At 61.1% G+C, this 18,245-nt stretch carries 19 protein-coding genes; 9 read left to right on the top strand and 10 right to left on the bottom strand.

Features of this window, described 5'->3' with window-relative positions; translation table 11 throughout:
• From ACIQ39_RS02345 to ACIQ39_RS02335, 3 genes are all read left to right on the top strand, one after another.
• On the top strand, positions 1-616 hold a 616-nt coding region (locus tag ACIQ39_RS02345; RefSeq protein ID WP_396433004.1), incomplete at its 5' end, for a peptide chain release factor-like protein.
• A 135-nt stretch (positions 617-751) separates the two neighbouring features.
• On the top strand, positions 752-3,463 hold the full coding sequence (gene pepN, locus ACIQ39_RS02340; RefSeq protein WP_396433003.1) for an aminopeptidase N: 2,712 nt from the start codon (positions 752-754) through the stop codon (positions 3,461-3,463).
• Positions 3,464-3,507: 44 nt separating this feature from the next.
• On the top strand, positions 3,508-4,539 hold the full coding sequence (locus ACIQ39_RS02335; protein ID WP_396433002.1) for a class 1 fructose-bisphosphatase: 1,032 nt from the start codon (positions 3,508-3,510) through the stop codon (positions 4,537-4,539).
• Positions 4,540-4,830: 291 nt separating this feature from the next.
• Here the strand turns inward: ACIQ39_RS02335 and ACIQ39_RS02330 are convergent, their stop codons facing one another.
• Together ACIQ39_RS02330 and ACIQ39_RS02325 are read right to left on the bottom strand one after the other, a co-directional pair.
• Positions 4,831-5,079, bottom strand: coding sequence for a hypothetical protein (locus ACIQ39_RS02330; protein ID WP_396433001.1), 249 nt, complete (start codon positions 5,077-5,079; stop codon positions 4,831-4,833).
• 286 nt (positions 5,080-5,365) lie between these two features.
• Complete coding sequence (locus ACIQ39_RS02325) at positions 5,366-6,262, bottom strand: hypothetical protein (protein ID WP_396433000.1); 897 nt, start codon at positions 6,260-6,262, stop codon at positions 5,366-5,368.
• Between the two features lie 308 nt (positions 6,263-6,570).
• Here ACIQ39_RS02325 and ACIQ39_RS02320 point away from each other — a divergent pair, with 308 nt between their 5' ends.
• Positions 6,571-7,305, top strand: coding sequence for a CoA pyrophosphatase (locus ACIQ39_RS02320; protein WP_396432999.1), 735 nt, complete (start codon positions 6,571-6,573; stop codon positions 7,303-7,305).
• A 7-nt stretch (positions 7,306-7,312) separates the two neighbouring features.
• Positions 7,313-8,278, top strand: a complete 966-nt coding sequence (locus tag ACIQ39_RS02315; protein WP_396432998.1) for a CobD/CbiB family protein — start codon at positions 7,313-7,315, stop codon at positions 8,276-8,278.
• Between the two features lie 13 nt (positions 8,279-8,291).
• On the opposite strand, the gene rsgA is transcribed toward ACIQ39_RS02315, so the two are convergent.
• From rsgA to ACIQ39_RS02300, 3 genes are read right to left on the bottom strand one after another with little or no spacing between them, the layout of a single operon-like run.
• Positions 8,292-9,284 carry a ribosome small subunit-dependent GTPase A gene (gene rsgA, locus ACIQ39_RS02310; RefSeq protein WP_396432997.1) on the bottom strand — a complete coding sequence of 331 codons (993 nt, stop codon included), beginning with the start codon at positions 9,282-9,284 and terminating at the stop codon, positions 8,292-8,294.
• A gap of 5 nt (positions 9,285-9,289) precedes the next feature.
• Entirely contained in the window at positions 9,290-9,601 is a 312-nt protein-coding gene (locus ACIQ39_RS02305) for a 4a-hydroxytetrahydrobiopterin dehydratase (protein WP_396432996.1), read from the bottom strand.
• Positions 9,598-10,857 carry a M48 family metallopeptidase gene (locus ACIQ39_RS02300; protein ID WP_396432995.1) on the bottom strand — a complete coding sequence of 420 codons (1,260 nt, stop codon included), beginning with the start codon at positions 10,855-10,857 and terminating at the stop codon, positions 9,598-9,600. The genes ACIQ39_RS02305 and ACIQ39_RS02300 overlap by 4 nt, the downstream gene beginning before the upstream one ends.
• Positions 10,858-10,989: 132 nt before the next feature.
• On the opposite strand from ACIQ39_RS02300, the gene orn reads away from it, so the two are divergent.
• Complete coding sequence (gene orn, locus ACIQ39_RS02295) at positions 10,990-11,580, top strand: oligoribonuclease (protein WP_396432994.1); 591 nt, start codon at positions 10,990-10,992, stop codon at positions 11,578-11,580.
• A gap of 257 nt (positions 11,581-11,837) precedes the next feature.
• On the top strand, positions 11,838-14,039 hold the full coding sequence (locus tag ACIQ39_RS02290; RefSeq protein WP_396432993.1) for a DEAD/DEAH box helicase: 2,202 nt from the start codon (positions 11,838-11,840) through the stop codon (positions 14,037-14,039).
• Positions 14,040-14,286: 247 nt separating this feature from the next.
• On the opposite strand, the gene rplS is transcribed toward ACIQ39_RS02290, so the two are convergent.
• The 4 genes from rplS to rpsP all read right to left on the bottom strand — a co-directional run bounded on the left by rplS (position 14,287) and on the right by rpsP (position 16,505).
• Entirely contained in the window at positions 14,287-14,670 is a 384-nt protein-coding gene (rplS, locus tag ACIQ39_RS02285; RefSeq protein WP_396432992.1) for a 50S ribosomal protein L19, read from the bottom strand.
• Positions 14,671-14,848: 178 nt separating this feature from the next.
• Positions 14,849-15,598, bottom strand: a complete 750-nt coding sequence (gene trmD / locus ACIQ39_RS02280; RefSeq protein ID WP_396432991.1) for a tRNA (guanosine(37)-N1)-methyltransferase TrmD — start codon at positions 15,596-15,598, stop codon at positions 14,849-14,851.
• Positions 15,599-15,627: 29 nt separating this feature from the next.
• On the bottom strand, positions 15,628-16,242 hold the full coding sequence (rimM, locus tag ACIQ39_RS02275; RefSeq protein WP_396432990.1) for a ribosome maturation factor RimM: 615 nt from the start codon (positions 16,240-16,242) through the stop codon (positions 15,628-15,630).
• A gap of 11 nt (positions 16,243-16,253) precedes the next feature.
• On the bottom strand, positions 16,254-16,505 hold the full coding sequence (gene rpsP, locus ACIQ39_RS02270) for a 30S ribosomal protein S16 (RefSeq protein WP_396432989.1): 252 nt from the start codon (positions 16,503-16,505) through the stop codon (positions 16,254-16,256).
• 138 nt (positions 16,506-16,643) lie between these two features.
• On the opposite strand from rpsP, the gene ACIQ39_RS02265 reads away from it, so the two are divergent.
• Positions 16,644-17,165, top strand: coding sequence for a GNAT family N-acetyltransferase (locus tag ACIQ39_RS02265; RefSeq protein WP_396432988.1), 522 nt, complete (start codon positions 16,644-16,646; stop codon positions 17,163-17,165).
• Between the two features lie 8 nt (positions 17,166-17,173).
• Positions 17,174-17,620: a hypothetical protein gene (locus tag ACIQ39_RS02260; protein WP_396432987.1), complete on the top strand. Its 447-nt coding sequence runs from the start codon at positions 17,174-17,176 to the stop codon at positions 17,618-17,620.
• 95 nt (positions 17,621-17,715) lie between these two features.
• Here the strand turns inward: ACIQ39_RS02260 and folK are convergent, their stop codons facing one another.
• Complete coding sequence (folK, locus tag ACIQ39_RS02255; RefSeq protein WP_396432986.1) at positions 17,716-18,234, bottom strand: 2-amino-4-hydroxy-6-hydroxymethyldihydropteridine diphosphokinase; 519 nt, start codon at positions 18,232-18,234, stop codon at positions 17,716-17,718.
• Positions 18,235-18,245: the final 11 nt, after the last annotated feature.

Raw genomic sequence — 18,245 nt, 5'->3', positions numbered from 1 at the left:
CAAGGCCACGGTGGAAGACGAAACCCCGGGCGACACCGCGGGCATCAAGGGCGCGACCATCAAGATCGAAGGCGAATACGCGTTTGGCTTGCTGCGCACCGAAACCGGCGTGCACCGCCTGGTGCGCAAGAGCCCGTTCGACTCGTCAGGCGGCCGCCACACGTCTTTTGCCTCGCTGTTTGTGTACCCCGAAATCGACGACTCGATCGAGATCAACATCAACCCATCAGACGTGCGCACCGACACCTTCCGTGCCAGCGGCGCGGGCGGTCAGCACATCAACAAGACCGACTCGGCCGTGCGTCTGACGCACATCCCCACGGGCATCGTGGTGCAGTGCCAGGACGGCCGAAGCCAACACAGCAACCGCGACGTCGCTTGGCAACGCCTGCGCTCGCGCCTGTACGACTTTGAGATGCGCAAGCGCATGGAAGAGCAGCAAAAACTGGAAGACACCAAGACCGATGTGGGCTGGGGTCACCAGATCCGCAGCTATGTGCTGGACAACAGCCGCATCAAGGATTTGCGCACCAACGTCGAAATATCGGCCACCCAAAAAGTGCTCGATGGCGACCTCGATGCGTTCATCGAAGCCTCACTGAAACAAGGCCTCTGAGCAAAATGCCAAGGGTCAATGAGCAACAAACCGCTGCTTAGCCCATTGCTGCGAGCGCAGCATGGCCGTCCAGTTTCCTGGATCGCCACACTGCGCTCGCGATGACGAACCAACGACCAAGACAGGACACATGTGATGCGTGAAGGACAAGCCACAGCGATTCGCCGGGAAGCCTATGCCGCCCCGGCTTTTTGGATCGACACGGTCGATTTGACCTTTGATCTGGACCCGGCCAAAACCCGCGTGCTCAACAAAATGCGCCTGCGCCGCAACCCCGACGTGGCGGCGCAGCCGCTGCGCCTGGATGGCGAAGAGCTGAACCTGGCGCGGGTGCTGGTCAACGGTGCGGGCACCTCGTTCAAGATAGAGGGTGGGCAGTTGGTGCTGGAAAACCTGCCCGAAGGTCACCAGCCCTTTGATCTGGAAATCTTCACCACCTGCAACCCCGAAAAAAACACCCAGCTGATGGGCCTGTACGTCAGCAACGACTCCTTCTTCACCCAGTGCGAGGCCGAGGGTTTTCGCCGCATCACCTACTTCCTGGACCGCCCGGACGTGATGGCCAGCTACACCGTCACGCTGCGCGCCGACAAAGCCCAGTACCCGGTGCTGCTGAGTAACGGCAACCTGGTCGAGCAAGGCGCACTGGACGACGGACGCCACTTTGCCAAGTGGGTCGACCCGCACAAAAAGCCCTGCTATTTGTTTGCCTTGGTCGCAGGGCAACTGGTGGCCCGCGAACAACGCATCACCAGCCGCAGCGGGGTCGAGCATTTGCTGCAGGTGTTTGTGCGCCCCGGCGACTTGGACAAGACCGAACACGCGATGAACTCGCTCATGGCCAGCGTGGCCTGGGACGAAGCCCGCTTTGGCCTGCCGCTCGATTTGGAACGCTTCATGATCGTGGCCACCAGCGACTTCAACATGGGCGCGATGGAAAACAAGGGCCTGAACATCTTCAACACCAAGTACGTGTTGGCCAACCCGACCACCGCCACCGACCTGGATTTTGCCCACATCGAATCGGTCGTGGGCCATGAATACTTCCACAACTGGACCGGCAACCGCATCACCTGCCGAGACTGGTTTCAGCTCTCGCTCAAAGAGGGCTTGACGGTTTTCCGCGACCAAGAGTTCAGCCAAGACATGGCCGGCACGGCCAGCGCCCGCGCGGTCAAGCGCATTGAGGACGTGCGTGTTTTGCGCACCGCGCAGTTCGCCGAAGATGCAGGCCCCATGGCCCACCCGGTGCGGCCCGACAGCTATGTGGAGATCAACAACTTTTATACCGTCACCATCTACGAAAAAGGCTCGGAAGTCGTTCGCATGATGCAAACCCTGGTGGCCTCAGCGGCGGACAGCCAAGGGCGCGACGGCTTTGCCAAAGGCATGAAGCTGTATTTTGAGCGCCATGACGGCCAGGCCGTGACCTGCGACGATTTTGCCCAAGCCATCGCCGACGCCAACCCCGGCTCGGCGCTCGCGCAGCAACTGGGCGTCTTCAAGCACTGGTACAGCCAAGCGGGCACGCCCCGCCTGCAGGCGACAGGGGCCTACAACGCGGCCGAGCGCGCTTACACCCTGACCCTCAGCCAAAGCTGCCCGGCCACGCCCGGCCAAGCGGTGAAAGCGCCGTTTGTGATCCCAGTCACCCTGGGCTTGCTCAGCCGCGATGGCCAAGCCCTGCCCTTGCAATTGGCAGGCAGCCATGATGCGCTGCCACAGCACACCGTGGTGCTGTCGCAGGCCAGCGCCAGCTACCGTTTTGAGAACATCGACAGCGAGCCGGTGCCGTCTTTGCTGCGCGGTTTCAGCGCCCCGGTGCTGCTGGAGGACGGTTTGTCAGCCGATGATTTGCTGATCTTGCTGGCGCACGACAGCGACCCCTTCAACCAATGGGAAGCGGGGCAGCGCCTGATGCTGCAAAGCGCGCTGGACGCCATCCAGCAAAACAAAGACCTGACGGGCCAGCCCGTGCTGTCTGAGGCCTTGATCGACGCGCTGCGCCATGTGCTGCGCCACCCGGCGCTGGATGCGGCCTTCAAGGACTTGGCGCTGACGCTGCCGTCTGAGAACTACATCGCCGACCAACTCGACGTGGTCGACCCGCAGCGCGTACACGCCTTGCGCGAGAACATGCGCCTGCAACTGGCCGTGGCCCTGCAAGCCGATTGGCAATGGGCCTGGGAGGCGCACCAACACAAGGGCGCTTACTCGCCCGACGCACTGTCCAGTGGCCGCCGCGCTTTGGCCGGTCTGGCCATGGGCATGTTGTGTGTGGCCGCCGTGCACCATGGCGATGCCATGACACCCGGCCGGGTCTACCAGCAGTTCAAAGACGCGAGCAACATGACCGACCGCTTCAACGCCCTGTCGGCGCTGGTGGTCAGTGGCCATGCTTTGGCGCAAGACGCCCTGGCCTTGTTCCACCAACTGTTCCAAAACGAGGCCTTGGTGATTGACAAATGGTTCGCCCTGCAAGCGGGTGCGCCCGACCGCGCGGGCGACGTGTTGCCGCGCGTGCGCCAACTCATGCTGCACGCAGACTTCAGCCTGCGCAACCCCAACCGCGCCCGCAGCCTGATCTCCAGCTACTGCAGCGCCAACCCGGCGGCCTTTCACCGCTTGGACGCGGCAGGCTACGTGTACTGGAGCGATCAGGTGTTGGCGCTGGACGCCATCAACCCCCAGGTAGCAGCCCGCCTGGCCCGCGCCATGGACCGCTGGAGCCGCCTGGCCGAGCCCTACCGCAGCGCGGCCAAAGTCGCCATCGAGCGCGTGGCGGCCAAAGCCGACCTGTCCAACGATGTGCGTGAAGTGATCAGCCGCGCCCTGAGTGCAGACTGATGACCAAGGCCATGTCTCGAAACGCCTGAACCCAAGGAATGAACATGAGCTCCAAAATCTCCCTCTCCCGCTACCTTGTGGAACAGCAACGCGACAAGGGCCATATCCCGGCCGATTTGCGCCTGCTGCTCGAAGTCGTGGCGCGCGCTTGCAAAAGCATCAGCCACGCGGTGAACAAAGGCGCTTTGGGCGGGGTGCTGGGCAGCGCCGACAGCGAGAACGTGCAAGGCGAGGTGCAAAAGAAGCTGGACATCATCGCCAACGAGGTGCTGCTCGAAGCCAACGAATGGGGCGGTCACTTGGCGGCCATGGCCAGCGAGGAAATGGACAGCATTTACCTGGTGCCCAACCGCTACCCCCAGGGCGAGTACCTGTTGATGTTTGACCCGCTGGACGGCTCCTCCAACATCGACGTGAACGTCAGCATCGGCACCATCTTCAGCGTGTTGAAAAAAGCCGATGGTGTGAATGCACACGACCCGCTCAAGGTCTCGGGCGTGACCGAGCAAGACTTTTTGCAACCGGGCAAACAACAAGTGGCTGCAGGCTATTGCGTCTACGGCCCGCAAACCACGCTGGTGCTCACGGTGGGCGATGGCGTGGCCATGTTCACCTTGGACCGCGAACAAGGCTCGTTTGTCTTGACGCAAGAAAACGTGCAAGTGCCCCCGGACACCAAGGAATTTGCCATCAACATGAGCAATATGCGCCACTGGGATGAACCGGTGCGCCGCTACATCGACGAGTGCTTGCAGGGCAAAGACGGCCCACGCGGCAAAGACTTCAACATGCGCTGGATCGCCAGCATGGTGGCCGATGTGCACCGCATCCTGACCCGTGGCGGCGTCTTCTTGTACCCCTGGGACAAGCGCGAACCGCACAAGGCGGGCAAGCTGCGCCTGCTGTACGAGGCCAACCCCATGAGCTGGCTGATCGAGCAAGCCGGTGGCGCGGCCACCAATGGCAAACAGCGCATCCTGGACCTGCAACCCACCCAACTGCACGAACGCGTGAGCGTGGTGCTGGGCTCCAAAAACGAGGTCGAACGCGTCACGCGCTACCACACCCCCAACTGATGACTGGCCATGCGCCATGCGCTGTCAGCCTGTTTTTTGTGATCCCGGGCATTTTTGTCATCCCGGGCGTAAATCCAAGACCCATTGAACACAGCGGCCCTTTGCGCACACCCCATGTGCTCTCTGGGTTCCAGCTCGGGGTCGGCATGACAGCAATAAAGCACGGCGTGCAAAAAAGTGGCTTGAGCCCGTCCATTTCAAACTTCACAGGGCCGGATCAATAAGGTACGGGTCTTGAGCCAGCCCCATCACCATGGCCAACTGCAAATCAAAAGCGCTTACAGGGGTTTTTCAAGCGCGATCTGCGGCGGGTTCGCCCAATCGCAAACTCAACATTTCCAGACGGTTCAAAGCGCCCAAAGCTTGCGCGACCTTGAGCTTGGCACTGGGCAAGTTGCCACCGCCCGAGCGCAGGTGGTGCAGCGCCATGGACAAGGCGTTTTCGGCCTCTTGGTGAATCGCCAGTGTGAAGTGGTCTGGCTGCGCGCATGCGCTGAACTTGCGCTTGTTCAACTGCGACAACTGGGGGATGGTGTTCATGGTGCTTGCGCCTTGAGATGCCTGTAGAAGGGCTCAAATTTACCAGCAATTATTCAAATTTAATACTTTAATGATATTAAATTGCAACAAATTGCAATTACTGGCAATAGCGCCAATGCGCATGTCCGTGCCCACCCCAAACAGCCATCACAAGCCCTGCTCTGCCCGCTGCCCTCAAGCGGGCCCGGCCAGGCATGCTGGGTTGGCCATCAAAGCCTTGGGCCAGGGTCAAACAGCTGGGCCAAGACCCAAGGCTTTGCGACGCGTGAAGCCGCGTGAAGTTGCGTCACGCGTTGAATTCGGGCATCAAATTGTCGTCCAGCATCGCGTCGGGGGCGGCGGGCACTGCCACCACGGCACGCAAGGTTTCGCGCAACATTTTTTTCTCAGGCAAGCTCAAGGCGCGGGCCAAACGCTGGCGCATGCGCAACAACAGCTGGCGGTCAACCTCTTGCGGAATACCCCGGCTCACTTGCAGCGCGTCGCGCAAGTCTTCGCGCAGATCTTCGGGCTCGTCGGTCCACCATTCGGTGATGACCTCTTGCATGGAGGCGCGCAGGGCTTGCACCTCCTCCAAGGCAACGCCCATTCCTATCGGTAACTTGCCTTGCAGCATGTCGGTCAAGGCCTGCGAATTGACCACCACGCGCCGGTCGCCTTGAGACAACAAGCGCGCCCAGCCCGGATCGGTGCGCGCCATTTGCGGCATGTTGCGTGCCGACTCATCGGCCAGCAAATGCACACTCACGCCTTTGAGTTGGGCCTCGTCAATGGTGGACAAAAAGCGCTCGTCGTCGCTGGCCACCAAGACATGGTCACAGGCGTGGTGGTCGGCCAACTGCTTGAGGTCGTGGCCCATGGCGCGCAACAAGGAAGCGCCGCCATCCGCATCGTGGGCCTGGACCAAACGCACGATTTGGTCGTCAATGGCCACACCGTCCGTGCGATCGCTGTACCAGTAAATCCTGCGCAGGTCCACATCCAGCGCGGCGTTTGTCAGGGCCTGTGACAGCAGCCCCAACAAGCCCTGGCGGTTGACCGATTCGCCCGAGGCACCCACAGCCCCTTGCTGGGCCAGCCAAATCAAAAACCGTCCGTCGATCAGCGCCATGCAAGAGCCGCCCCGGTATTCGCCAAAACGGCGATCAGAACGTGGATCATGAGAAAAGTAGTCGCGTTTCATAAATTGAGGGGTATCCATAGTTGTAACCGGTAACGTTGCTAAATATCGCAACTGGGCCATTTTACGACTTAGCGCAAGCCGATCTTCGCGCTGGCGGCTTGGGCTTGCTGAAATGGGCATTTTGGCAACAGTGCCTGCCTGTCTTTTTGGACACCGTGGGGTGCATGCCACACGGTACAAGCACCGTCAGCCTGGGTGCTGCGCAGGTGAACCACGCGTCAAGCGCGCCATTGCGCGCGGCTCAACGGGCATCAAAACACCGGCCAAACAGGTTTGCTCGGCCAAAAAAGATCCTCGGTGGGTTATAAATGCCGCCTGTGTCTTCCATTTCTCACTTTGACCCCCGGCAAGTTTCTGCTTGGCAGACCGATCACGATCTGCCAGCTGTGCCCCCTGCCTGCCTGCAACCTGAGGCCATCAAGGCCAGGTTTGCGCGCCCGCCGGTTTGGCATCCTGAGATTGAGAGAGATGGTTTTTCCTCTGACAGAGCACCCGCCAAAGCCGCTGTTTTGGTGCCTCTTGTTTTGCGCGGCCCAGCGGCATCCACGCCCACGGTGTTGTTGACCAGGCGATCGGCGCACATGACGACCCATTCGGGACAAATTGCTTTTCCGGGCGGCAGAGTTGACCCGCAAGACCTCAACATGCAAGCAACCGCTTTGCGCGAGGCCCATGAAGAGGTGGGGCTAGAGGCCAAGCATGTGCAGGTGATTGGGGAGTTGCCCACCTACATCACAGGCACCTCTTTTTGGGTGACGCCTGTGATTGGCTTGGTTTCACCGGATTTTGAGTTGCGCCCCAACGCCCAAGAAGTGGACGATGTCTTCGAAGTGCCTTTGTCGTTTTTGATGAATCCGGCCAACCATCGGCGTCACGCCAGTCAGTGGCAAGGGGCTCAGCGGCAGTGGTTTTCCATGCCTTACCAAGAAAATCGCACCGCAGCCAATGGCGACCCGATGCTGGTCGAGCGTTTCATCTGGGGCGCGACGGCCGGTATGCTGCGCAACTTCTACCGCTTTTTGGTGGCCCAACCTTGCACTTGAGATTGCCATGAACTTTTTTGCGATTTTGCTGGCTTTGGTGCTTGAACAAGTGCGACCCCTCAAAAACGGCAGCCAGTTTTTCCACTTTGTGCACCTGTGGTCGGCCTGGGTTGTGCGCATTTTTGATGCAGGCACACGCCCGCAAGCTTGGATCGCTTGGGGCATCACGGTGCTCAGTCCAGCTTTGTTGGTGGTTTTGGTGCACTGGTCACTGGCCTGGGGCGTGGGCTGGTGGTTGGCTGTTGCTTGGAATGTGGCGGTGTTGTATGTGACGCTGGGCTTTCGGCAGTTCAGCCACCACTTCACGGGCATCCGCGATGCGCTCGAAAACGGCGATGAAGAGCAAGCCCGTGAGCTGCTCGCGCAATGGCAGCAAGTGCAAGTGGGGCAAATTCCGCGCAGTGAAATTGTGCGGCACTTGATCGAATATTCCATCATCGCCGCGCACCGCCATGTGTTCGGCGTGTTTTTTTGGTACACCGCCTTGTCCTTGGTCGGTTTAGGGCCTGTGGGCGCGGTGATTTACCGACTCACCGAGTTTGCGCAGCGACGCTGGCAAGAACCCTCTGCAGACGGCTCCTTGCCCAGCGAAGTGCTGCGCTCGGTCTCTGCCAGGGCTTGGCAAGCACTTGACTGGTTGCCCTCGCGCATGACGGCTTTGGGTTTTGCCATGGTCGGCAGCTTCGAAGATGCCATGGATGGCTGGCGACACCACGCTCAAAACTTCCCGTCCGACAACGATGGCGTTGTTTTGGCCGCAACGGCTGGGGCCATCAACATCCGCTTGGGTGGCACGGCTTTGCAAGCCACAGATGACGCAGCAGCGCCGACAGAAAAGCCTGACAGCCGCAGCACACCGGGCCGTGAACCCAGCGCGGCGCACTTTGCGCAAGTGGTTGGCTTGGTCTGGCGCACCGTGACCATGTGGTTGCTGCTGCTGGCCTTGCTGACCATGGCCAACTTGGTGGGCTGACAAGCCCTTGCCTTCACCAGCGCTGCTGGCCCAATTCTTCGAACAACTGCGCGTAAATGCGGTGCCGTCGCAGGCTGATGGTGCCGGGGTGTTGTTCGCTTTCCACCTGTGCCAACACAGCGCAACCCGGTTCGTGCAGGTGTGTGCAGTTGTAAAACTTGCAGCCGCCCAGATGCTGGCGCAAATCGGGCATGCAGTCGGCCAGGCTCTTGGGCTCGATGTGGTTCAGTCCAAACTCTTGAAAGCCCGGCGAGTCGATCAAGGCGCCGCGCAAGCCACCTGGTAAGGCGTCGGCATCGTCCGAGCTGTCCAGCGCGGGCACCCAATACCAGCGGGTGCTGGTGGTGGTGTGTTTGCCCGAGTTCAGCGCCAGAGAAATCTCGCCGGTTTCCACCTGGGCACCGGGCACCAAGCGGTTGATCAAGGTGCTCTTGCCACTGCCCGACGGGCCCAGCACCAAGCTGGTCAAGCCCTGCAAATGCTTGCACAAGGCGGCCACACCATCGTCTGCCACCGGGCTGCGGGGGCTCAGGCTGATGGGCATCACGCTGTAACCCATGGCCCGGTAAGGGGCCAAACGCGCCCAAGCTTGGGCAAAGGGTTGGGCCAGATCGCTTTTGTTGAGCGCGATGATGGGCGTGATGCGCTCAGCCTCGGCGGCCACCAGCGCGCGTGACAGCTGGCTCTCGGAGTATTCGGGATCGGCCGCGATCAGGATCAGCACACGGTCCAAGTTGGCGGCAAAGGATTTGGTGCGGATTTCGTCCTGCCGGTAAAACAGGTTGCGGCGCGCTTGCAGCTGTTCGATGCTGCCCTCGTCGCCTGCGGTTTGCCACAGCACCTGATCGCCCACCACCACTTGGTTTTTCTTGCCACGGGGGTGGCAAATCAAACGGCGGCCTTCGGGGGTTTCGACCAAGCAATGGCGGCCGTAGGTGGCGACCACCAAGCCCGGTTCCAGGTGAGCAGCGGCCGCCAGGGTGGGGGGAGATTTGGCTTTGTGCATGCCGCTCAAACCGGCCACAAGGCGTCGGTTTGCGTGGCGGCTTCAAAATCCAAACGGCTCAGGCCGCGCACGTCGTGGGTGTTCCAGCGCACCACACAGCGCTGGTAAGTCAGCACCATCTCGGGGTGGTGGTGGAGTTTTTCAGACAACCAGCCCACGCTGTTGACGAACAGCAAAGCGTGCGTGTGCTGGGCAAATGTGAAGCTTTTTTCGATGGCGACGTTGTCGCCATCGCCCGACAAACGCCAACCCGACAGTTGGCTGAGCGCCACGATCACCTCGGTGGCTTGCAGGGCGCGCACGGGTGCGCTGCTCATGCGGCCTTCATCCGGTGCAGGCGCTCGCTGGCCGGGGGGTGTGAGTAGTAAAACTTCACATACCAAGGGTCGGGCGTGAGGGTCGAGGCATTGTCTTGGTAGAGCTTGAGCAAGGCCGACGACAGGTCTGCGCCCGGCGTTTGCGACACCGCATAGGCATCGGCCTCAAACTCCGCCTGGCGCGAGCGCCAAGACGACAAGGGCGCAAAAAACAAAGTGAACACCGGCGTCACCAGCATGAACAAGACCAGCGCCAAGGCGTTGTTGCTGCCTGTCAAATTGGGCAGCACACCCAAGCCGGTGTAAAACCAAATTTGCTGCATTAACCAGCCCAGCAAAGCCAAGCCGGCCAAGCTCATGGCAAAACCGGTCAGCAGCCTCTTCAAGATGTGCTTGTGCTTGAAGTGACCCAACTCATGGGCCAGCACCGCTTCCATTTCGGCCGGGCTCAATTGCTTGAGCAGCGTGTCAAAAAACACCACGCGCTTGCTGGCCCCAAAGCCGGTGAAAAACGCGTTCGAGTGGGCCGAGCGTCGGCTGCCGTCCATCACAAAAAAACCTTTGGCGGTGAAGCCCGCGCGCTGCATCAAACCCTGCACACGCGCTTTGAGCGACTCGTCTTCGAGCGGCGTGAACTTGTTGAACAGCGGCATGATCACATTCGGGGCAATCGCCATCAAAAACAGTTGCCAAACCACCAGCACGCCCCAAGCCCAAAGCCACCACCACGCGCCGCCCGCCTGCATCAGCCACAGCACCACCCACAGCAGCGGCAGGCCCAGCGCCAGACCCAGCACCAGCCCCTTGGCCATGTCGCCCAGCCACAAGGCGGGCGTGGTCTTGTTGAAGCCAAAACGCTGCTCCACACCAAAGGTTTGCATCAGCGACAAGGGCAAGCCGATCAGTCCGCCCACCAAAGTGAAAGCGAGCACCAGCGCGATTTGCTGCGCCATGCCCGGCCCCATCCACTCCAGCAACACTTGGTTCAGCGCATGCAGGCCGCCCAGCAGCGTCCAGCCCAGCAGCACGGCCGCATCCAGAGCGATGTCAATTTGTGACAAGCGGGCTTTGGCCAAGGTGTAATCGGCCGCTTTTTGGTGGTCTGCCAAGACCATGGTGTTGGCGTAGGCCGGCGGCACCGCACTGCGGTGGCGCGCCACATGCCGCACCTGGCGGGCATTGAGCCAAAATTTCAGCGCCACATGCGCCAGCAGGGCCAGCACCAGTGACAAGGTCAGGGTCATCGAAGGGTTCATGCCCAGATTGTAGGAGGGGCAGCTTCAAGTTCTTGGCTGCAAGGGTTTGGGGCTTCAAGAGGCGGCCTCTGCCCTGGCTTTGTCGGTCAAGCCCTTGCACGATCTGAACACGGCATCGGCGACAATCGGCGTATGCTTGATGCGAACACCACCCCCCTCTCCTGCGAGGCCACTGAATTGGCCAAGTCCGACCAAAACCTGGTCTGGATCGATTGCGAAATGTCGGGCCTTGACCCCGAAAAAGAACGCTTGCTAGAGATTGCGGTCATCTTGACCGGCCCGCACCTGACACCCCGCATCGAAGGCCCGGTGTTGGTGATCCACCAAAGCGAGGCCTTGCTGAACCAAATGGACAAGTGGAACAAAGGCACCCACGGCAAAAGCGGCCTGATCGACAAAGTCAAGGCCTCGACCATCAGCGAGGCCGACGCCGAGGCGCAGATTTTGGCTTTCTTGAAAAAATACCTGCCCAAGAACAGCTCGCCGCTGTGCGGCAACACCATCAGCCAGGACCGCCGCTTTTTGGTCAAATTCATGCCCCAGCTCGAAGCGTTTTTCCATTACCGCAATTTGGATGTGAGCACCCTCAAGGAGCTGTCACGCCGCTGGAAGCCCGAGGTTTACGCCAGTTTCAAAAAGCAACAAAAGCACACCGCCCTGGCCGATGTGCACGAATCCATCGATGAATTGGCGCACTACCGCGAGCATTTCATCCGCCTGTGATATTTTTGCGGGAAAACCCTAGCGTTTTCCAAAGACCGTGCCATAATCGCTGGCTTGCTGCATCTTGATTGCAGCATTTCTCACATCTCCCTTCATGCCTTGACCCAAAGATAGGGTCACTCTCAGCGGCCAGGCTCCACGCCCAGCGCCCCTCGCGAGCACCGTTTGATGGTTGATGTTTTTTCAACCTTGCGGTGCCCACGGCCTCTTTCAACACCTGTTGAATGCCGTTGTTCCGTGCGAGTTTTTACACACACATGACCGACACTTTCAACGCAGTGCAGGACGACTTGTCGCCTGCCGAAATCAGCATCCCGACCAACGAGTCGACCTCCCCTGCAACTCCGGCTGCAACGCCCGCTGCAACTCCCGCTGCACCGACCAACTTGGCCACCGAGATCATGGTCGCGGCTGCGGCCGAGATCGTGCCTGACACCACCGCCCAGCTCACCGCGCAATCGACTGAAGATGGCGACGAGGCCGAAGATGCCATGGACACAGAGGCCGTCGCCGATGTGCCCAACGGTTTCGTGGCGCTGGGCCTGGCCCCTGAACTGGTGCAAGCCGTGGCCGATCTGGGCTACACCCAGCCCACCGCGGTGCAGTTGCGCACCATTCCTTTGGCCCTGCCCACTGCGGGCAGCGCCAAAGACGGCAAGTCCAAAGGCTACACCGACTTGATGGTGTCGAGCCAAACCGGCAGTGGCAAAACCGCCGCTTTCTTGCTGCCCGTGCTGCACACCCTGATCCAGCAAATGGCCGAGCAAGAGGCTGCCGAGCGCACCGAGTTTGAGCAAGCCTGCGCCGACGCTGCGGCCAAGGGCGAGCCCGCCCCCAAGCGCTCCAAGCGCAAAGACCCCACCAACCCCCGCAACTTCAAAGCCCCCGCACCGGGCGCCTTGATCGTTTGCCCGACCCGTGAATTGGCCCAGCAGGTGGCCCAAGACGCCATCGAATTGGTCAAGCACACACGCGGTTTGCGCGTGGCCAACGTGGTCGGCGGCATCCCTTACCAATTGCAAATTGCCAAGCTGCAAAACGCCAACTTGGTGGTGGCCACGCCCGGCCGTTTGCTCGACCTGCAGCGCTCCATGCAAATCAAGCTGGACCAAGTGCAGTTCTTGGTGGTGGACGAAGCCGACCGCATGCTCGACCTGGGTTTTTCGGACGACCTGGCCGACATCAACGACATGACCAGCCAGCGCCGCCAGACCATGATGTTCAGCGCCACGTTTGCCCCACGCATTCAGCAGCTGGCCATGCGCGTGATGCACGACGGCGGCTCATCGGTGCAGAAAATCCAGATCGACAACCCGCAAGAAAAGCACAACAACATCAAGCAAGTGCTGTTCTGGGCCGACAACGCCCAGCACAAGCGCCAGATGCTCGACCACTGGTTGCGTGACGCCACGATCGACCAGGCCATCGTGTTCTCCAGCACCCAAATCGAGTGCGACGGTCTGGCCGCTGACTTGCAGCAAGACGGCTTCTCGGCCGTGGCCCTGCACGGTGCCTTGAGCCAAGGCATGCGCAACCGCCGCCTGATGGCGCTGCGCAACGGCCAAGTGCAAATTTTGGTGGCCACCGACGTCGCGGCGCGCGGCATCGACGTGCCCACCATCACCCACGTGTTCAACTTTGGTTTGCCGATGAAGGCCGAGGACTACACCCACCGCATTGGCCGCACAGGCCGCGCCGGGCGCGACGGCTTGGCGGTGACTTTTGCCGAGATCCGTGACCGCCGCAAGATCGGTGACATCGAGGCCTACACACGCCAGCCTTTCAAAGCCGAAGTGATTCCTGGCCTGGAGCCCAAAGTGCGCATGCCCGAAGCGCGCAAGCCCATGGGCCGTGGCGGTGACCGCTTTGGCGGCGAGCGCAACTACGCCAACGCCGGTGGTGGTTTCCGCGGCGGCCGTCCTGCTGCCGGTGGCCGCGACTTCGGTAGCAACCGTGACCGCGATGCAGGTGGCGGTGGTGGTTTTGACAACCGCGCCCCGCGTGGCAACTTCCGCGACGAAGCACCCCGCTTTGAGCAGCGCAGCGAACCCCGCTTTGATGCCCGCAAAGAGGGGGGCCGTTTTGAAGCACCCCGTGGCGACAGCCGTCCCGAGCCACGTGGTGGTGACCGCTTTGAGCAGCGCGCTGCGCCTGCGCACCCTTGGGACAAGGGCGACAGCCGCCCTGCCCCGCGCCAAGATGCCCGCCAAGACGGTCCACGTCAAGCTGGCCGTTGGGAAGAGCGCGGCGGTGACAACCGCAACGCCGCCCGCCCCGCCCCGCGCGGCGCTGCCGGTGCCGGTGCCGGTGCCGGTGCCGGTGCCGGTGCCGGTGCCGGTGACAAGTTTGCACGCGGCCCCAAGCCTTTTGGTGCCAGCAACTTCAAGCCCCACGCCGCTGCAGGCGAAGGCCCTGCCAAGCGCGGCGGCACGCGCGTGCTGAAAATCACACGCGGTTGACCCACGGCGCGCTCAGGGTCGCTCCAAGGCAGCCAGCGCTCAAGAGCCATCGGCGACTGAGTTCGCCCGCCCCCTAAGGCCTTGCATGCCCCTGCAAGGCCTTTTTTTCGCCCTGCACTCCTGGGCGTTTGGGGCGTGCAAGGCGGCTCCTGCCAAGGCTGAAACACCCGAGCTGCGGCGCAGCAGGGCACAAAAAAACCGCCCTGGGCGCAAACCCGGGCGGTTGTTTTGTGGGGCCGAAAAGGCTTTAGGCTTTGACAGCAGGGGCTGCTTTGCGCTGGGGCAACTTTTCTTTGATGCGAGCCGACTTGCCGCTGCGGTCACGCAGGTAGTACAGCTTGGCGCGGCGAACATCGCCACGGCGCTTGACTTCGATGCTGGCGATCACGGGGCTGTAGGTTTGGAACGTACGCTCCACACCTTCACCACTGGAGATCTTGCGCACCGTGAAGCCGCTGTTCAGACCACGGTTGCGCTTGGCGATCACCACACCTTCGTAAGCTTGGACACGCTTGCGCGCACCTTCCACCACGTTGACGCTGACGATCACGGTGTCGCCGGGGGAAAACTCAGGAATCACTTTGCCCAAACGGGCAATTTCTTCCTGCTCAAGGGTTTCAATCAAATTCATTTTTTGAACTCCGTCCGATCATGCCTCGCTACACAAGGGGCGGTCTGTGCTGTAGGGGCCATGCTCTGGGCATGACTGAGCCAAATCGCGGCGGGTAGAGGATCGAAAAGCCTCTGATTATAACGTCTTCCCAGCAACGCTCAGAAGTTGGTCTGTGCGCTGGGCGCAGCACACCGCTTCAAAGGCCTCGCACAAAAGCCTCGTCCTCGCGGCTGAGCTTGCCAAGCTCTCGGGCTTGCGCCAGCAGCTCAGGCCGGTGCAAAGCCGTCAAGCGCAGGCTTTGCTCGCGACGCCAGCGTTCGATGTGCGCATGGTGGCCCGACATCAATTCAGGCGGCACGGCATGGCCTTGCCAGACCTCGGGGCGGGTGTAATGCGGGCTGTCCAGCAATCCATCAATTGCCGGGTTGAAGCTGTCCAATTGGTGGCTGCCCGCGTCGTTCAGCACGCCCGGTTGCAAACGGGCCACCGCATCGAGCAAGGCCATGGCCGCGATTTCACCGCCCGACAGCACAAAGTCGCCCAAGCTGATTTGTTGGTCCACGTATTGGTCGATGAAGCGCTGGTCCACGCCTTCGTAGCGGCCACACAGCAACACCGCCCCCGCGCTGAGTGACCATTGCGCCACAGCGCTGTGGTTCAGCGCCTGGCCCATCGGCGAGAACAACACCAAGGGCGCGGGCACCTCTTCTTGGCGCTGGGCACGGATGGCGCTCAGGCACTGGAACAAGGGCTCGGCCAGCATGACCATGCCGGGGCCGCCGCCAAAAGACCGGTCGTCCACGCGGCGGTAGTTGCCCTGTGCATGGTCACGCGGGTTCCACAAACGCACATCGACCAAACCGCCATCGTAGGCGCGGCGCGTGATGCCACTGGTCAGCAACGGCGCGAACAGTTCAGGAAACAGGGTGATGATGTCAAAGCGCATGGGGATGGCCCTGCACGGCCGGGCGGCGGTCAGTAGTCGGGTTGCCAGTCGACCGTGATGCGTCGGCCCGGCAAATCGACCGCGTCAACGAAGGCCGCGACAAAAGGGATCATGCGCTCGACAGGTTTGCCGCCTTCGGCCTCTGGGGCAGACTCGATGACCAGCACGGTTTGCGGCCCGGTGGACATGAGGTCACGCACCAGGCCCAACAGCAGGCCTTCGCGGTTCACCACCTGCAGGCCCAGCAGGTCCACCCAGTAGTACTCGCCATCGGCCGCCGCCGGAAAACGGGCGCGCGAGACAAAAATGCGTGCGCCGCGCAGCGACTCGGCGCCATTGCGGTCGCCCAGACCTTGAGCGCAGGCCACCACCGTGTCAGAGTGGTTTTTCACCTCTTGGATGGGCAGCAGCAAGGGCTCTGTCCAGGTGGACATTGGGCTTGCAGCAGGGGTGTCGGTGCCACGCGGGGGTTTCATGGGCCGCTCAGGCGGCATCAAGAACCACTCTTTGGCAGCAAAAAGCGCCTCGGGCGAGGCGCTGTGGGGCAAGACCTTGAACCAGCCTTTGATGCCCCAGGCGTCCAAGATGCGCCCGACTTCGATGGCATCAACCGGTAACACGGCTGTATCCAAAGCGGGGCGCATGACTTGGCCGATCAGGCTGCGGCTTTGGCACCTTGGCGGATCAGGCGCTCCACGGTGGGAGAAGCCTGAGCGCCCACGCTCTTCCAGTAGGTCAAGCGGTCTTGAGCGATGCGCAAACCTTCTTCGCCGCCAGTGGCTGAAGGGTTGTAAAAACCAATGCGCTCCAAAAAGCGGCCATCGCGGCGCACGCGCTTGTCGGCGACGACGATGTTAAAGAAAGGACGTGCTTTAGAGCCGCCGCGGTTCAGACGAATAACAACCATGATTTATCCTTGGGTGGTTGGACTTTTCCGGTACAAATGCCGGGAAATCCTTTTTTCTTTCAGCGTTTGAGACACGCAACTGGCCACCCGGCCAGTGACACACTGAAAAGCCCATCATTATACAACGGGAGCCTTGCATTGCCTCTGATCCGACCCAGCCGCGACGAAGACATAGCCGCCATCACCGCCATTTACCGCCACCATGTGCTCACAGGCACAGGCACCTTCGAGATCGATCCGCCCACCGAGGCCGACATGGCCGCTCGGCGCACCGATGTGCTGGCCAAAGCTTTACCCTATCTGGTGATTGAGGAGCATGGCCAGGTGATGGGGTTTGCCTATTGCAATTGGTTCAAACCACGTCCAGCCTATCGGTTTTCTGCCGAGGACTCGATCTACATGGCCCCAAATGCGCACCGCCAAGGCATGGGGCGAGCCCTCTTGGCCGAGCTGTGCGTTCAGGCCGAACGCGCGGGCGTGCGCAAATTTTTGGCGGTCATCGGCGATTCGGCCAACACGGGCTCGATCGGTGTCCACCGTTCAGTGGGTTTCAGTCATGTCGGTGTATTGAAGTCGTGCGGTTGGAAATTTGACCGCTGGCTGGATGTGGTGATGATGGAAAAGCCTTTGGGCGCAGGTGACAGCACCGCTCCGCAATAATCGGCCTCATGAAAAACAAAACCCTCGCGACTTGGTTGACTTTTTGGGGCGGTCCTTTGGGGCTTCACCGGTTTTACCTCTATGGTTTGACCGACATGCTGGGCTGGTTGTTGCCCATTCCCACAGCCTTGGGGTTTTATGGACTGGAGCGTGTTCAATCATTTGGCCAAGACGACACGCTCAGCTGGATTTTGATTCCCTTGCTGGGATTCACCATAGCTGGCTGCGCTTTGAACGCGATTGTTTACGGACTGAGTTCGATGGAGAAATGGAATGCCAAATTCAACCCCCAAGCCGAGGAACTCAGCCCTGCAGGTCGAACCCACTGGGGCACAGTGATTGGCATTGTCACCGCGCTGCTGGTGGGCACGACCGTGTTGATGGCGAGCTTGGTGTTCAGCTTTCAGCGCTATTTTGAATACCAAATTGAAGCGGCCCGTTTGATCAGCCAATGAGTCAGCGCGCAGCGAGCGCAGCGCTTGGCAGCACAAGCGGTCAAGTCAAGGTGGTCAAGTCAAGGTGGTACGGCGGCCAAACAGGCCATGCCCGCTCAGGGTGCAAGCTTGGGCAAACGCTCGACACCTTGCCCAGCAACACGGCGCAAGTCTTCGGGTGTGACCCGCTCAGGCCACACATCGGCCAAGGGGTAGAGCACAAAGGCCCGCTCGCGCCAGCGCGGGTGCGGCAATGTCAGGCGGGGGCTGTGCATCTGGGCATCACCATAAAAAAGCAGGTCCAAGTCCAAGGTGCGCGGGGCGTTCAGGTACGGGCGCAAACGCCCGGCTTCGCTCTCCAGGGCCTGCAGCGCGTCCAGTAAATCCAGAGCCATCAAGCCGGTGGCCATGCGGGCTACGGCATTCACAAAGTCTGGCCCTTGCGCTTGGTGCGGCGCTGTGCGGTAAAGGTCAGAGCGGGCGGTGAGTTGGCTGCTGGGCAAGCGGGCGAGCGCATCCAAGGCGCGCAACACCGTTTGCCGGGCATCGCCCAAATTGGCCCCGATCGCCACGTAGGCCGTCACCACTTGGGGCGTGCCGTGAACGTCCACTGCAGGGCGCGGCAAGTGGGCCATGGCAGGGCGCT

This window comes from Limnohabitans sp. (assembly GCF_044361645.1).
In the GTDB taxonomy this organism is placed as follows: Bacteria; Pseudomonadota; Gammaproteobacteria; order Burkholderiales; family Burkholderiaceae_C; genus Limnohabitans_A.
The sequence above is the reverse complement of the archived record's forward strand: the minus strand, read 5'-3'. Positions and strand labels throughout refer to the sequence as shown.

What these genes read in the sequence shown, in the direction of transcription:
- pepN (WP_396433003.1), top strand. Translation starts at nt 752, where the DNA reads ATGCGTGAAGGACAAGCCACAGCGATTCGCCGGGAAGCCTATGCCGCC.
- ACIQ39_RS02335 (WP_396433002.1), top strand. Translation starts at nt 3,508, where the DNA reads ATGAGCTCCAAAATCTCCCTCTCCCGCTACCTTGTGGAACAGCAACGC.
- ACIQ39_RS02330 (WP_396433001.1), bottom strand. Translation starts at nt 5,079, where the DNA reads ATGAACACCATCCCCCAGTTGTCGCAGTTGAACAAGCGCAAGTTCAGC.
- ACIQ39_RS02325 (WP_396433000.1), bottom strand. Translation starts at nt 6,262, where the DNA reads ATGAAACGCGACTACTTTTCTCATGATCCACGTTCTGATCGCCGTTTT.
- ACIQ39_RS02320 (WP_396432999.1), top strand. Translation starts at nt 6,571, where the DNA reads ATGCCGCCTGTGTCTTCCATTTCTCACTTTGACCCCCGGCAAGTTTCT.
- ACIQ39_RS02315 (WP_396432998.1), top strand. Translation starts at nt 7,313, where the DNA reads ATGAACTTTTTTGCGATTTTGCTGGCTTTGGTGCTTGAACAAGTGCGA.
- rsgA (WP_396432997.1), bottom strand. Translation starts at nt 9,284, where the DNA reads ATGCACAAAGCCAAATCTCCCCCCACCCTGGCGGCCGCTGCTCACCTG.
- ACIQ39_RS02305 (WP_396432996.1), bottom strand. Translation starts at nt 9,601, where the DNA reads ATGAGCAGCGCACCCGTGCGCGCCCTGCAAGCCACCGAGGTGATCGTG.
- ACIQ39_RS02300 (WP_396432995.1), bottom strand. Translation starts at nt 10,857, where the DNA reads ATGAACCCTTCGATGACCCTGACCTTGTCACTGGTGCTGGCCCTGCTG.
- orn (WP_396432994.1), top strand. Translation starts at nt 10,990, where the DNA reads ATGCTTGATGCGAACACCACCCCCCTCTCCTGCGAGGCCACTGAATTG.
- ACIQ39_RS02290 (WP_396432993.1), top strand. Translation starts at nt 11,838, where the DNA reads ATGACCGACACTTTCAACGCAGTGCAGGACGACTTGTCGCCTGCCGAA.
- rplS (WP_396432992.1), bottom strand. Translation starts at nt 14,670, where the DNA reads ATGAATTTGATTGAAACCCTTGAGCAGGAAGAAATTGCCCGTTTGGGC.
- trmD (WP_396432991.1), bottom strand. Translation starts at nt 15,598, where the DNA reads ATGCGCTTTGACATCATCACCCTGTTTCCTGAACTGTTCGCGCCGTTG.
- rimM (WP_396432990.1), bottom strand. Translation starts at nt 16,242, where the DNA reads ATGCGCCCCGCTTTGGATACAGCCGTGTTACCGGTTGATGCCATCGAA.
- rpsP (WP_396432989.1), bottom strand. Translation starts at nt 16,505, where the DNA reads ATGGTTGTTATTCGTCTGAACCGCGGCGGCTCTAAAGCACGTCCTTTC.
- ACIQ39_RS02260 (WP_396432987.1), top strand. Translation starts at nt 17,174, where the DNA reads ATGAAAAACAAAACCCTCGCGACTTGGTTGACTTTTTGGGGCGGTCCT.
- folK (WP_396432986.1), bottom strand. Translation starts at nt 18,234, where the DNA reads ATGGCCCACTTGCCGCGCCCTGCAGTGGACGTTCACGGCACGCCCCAA.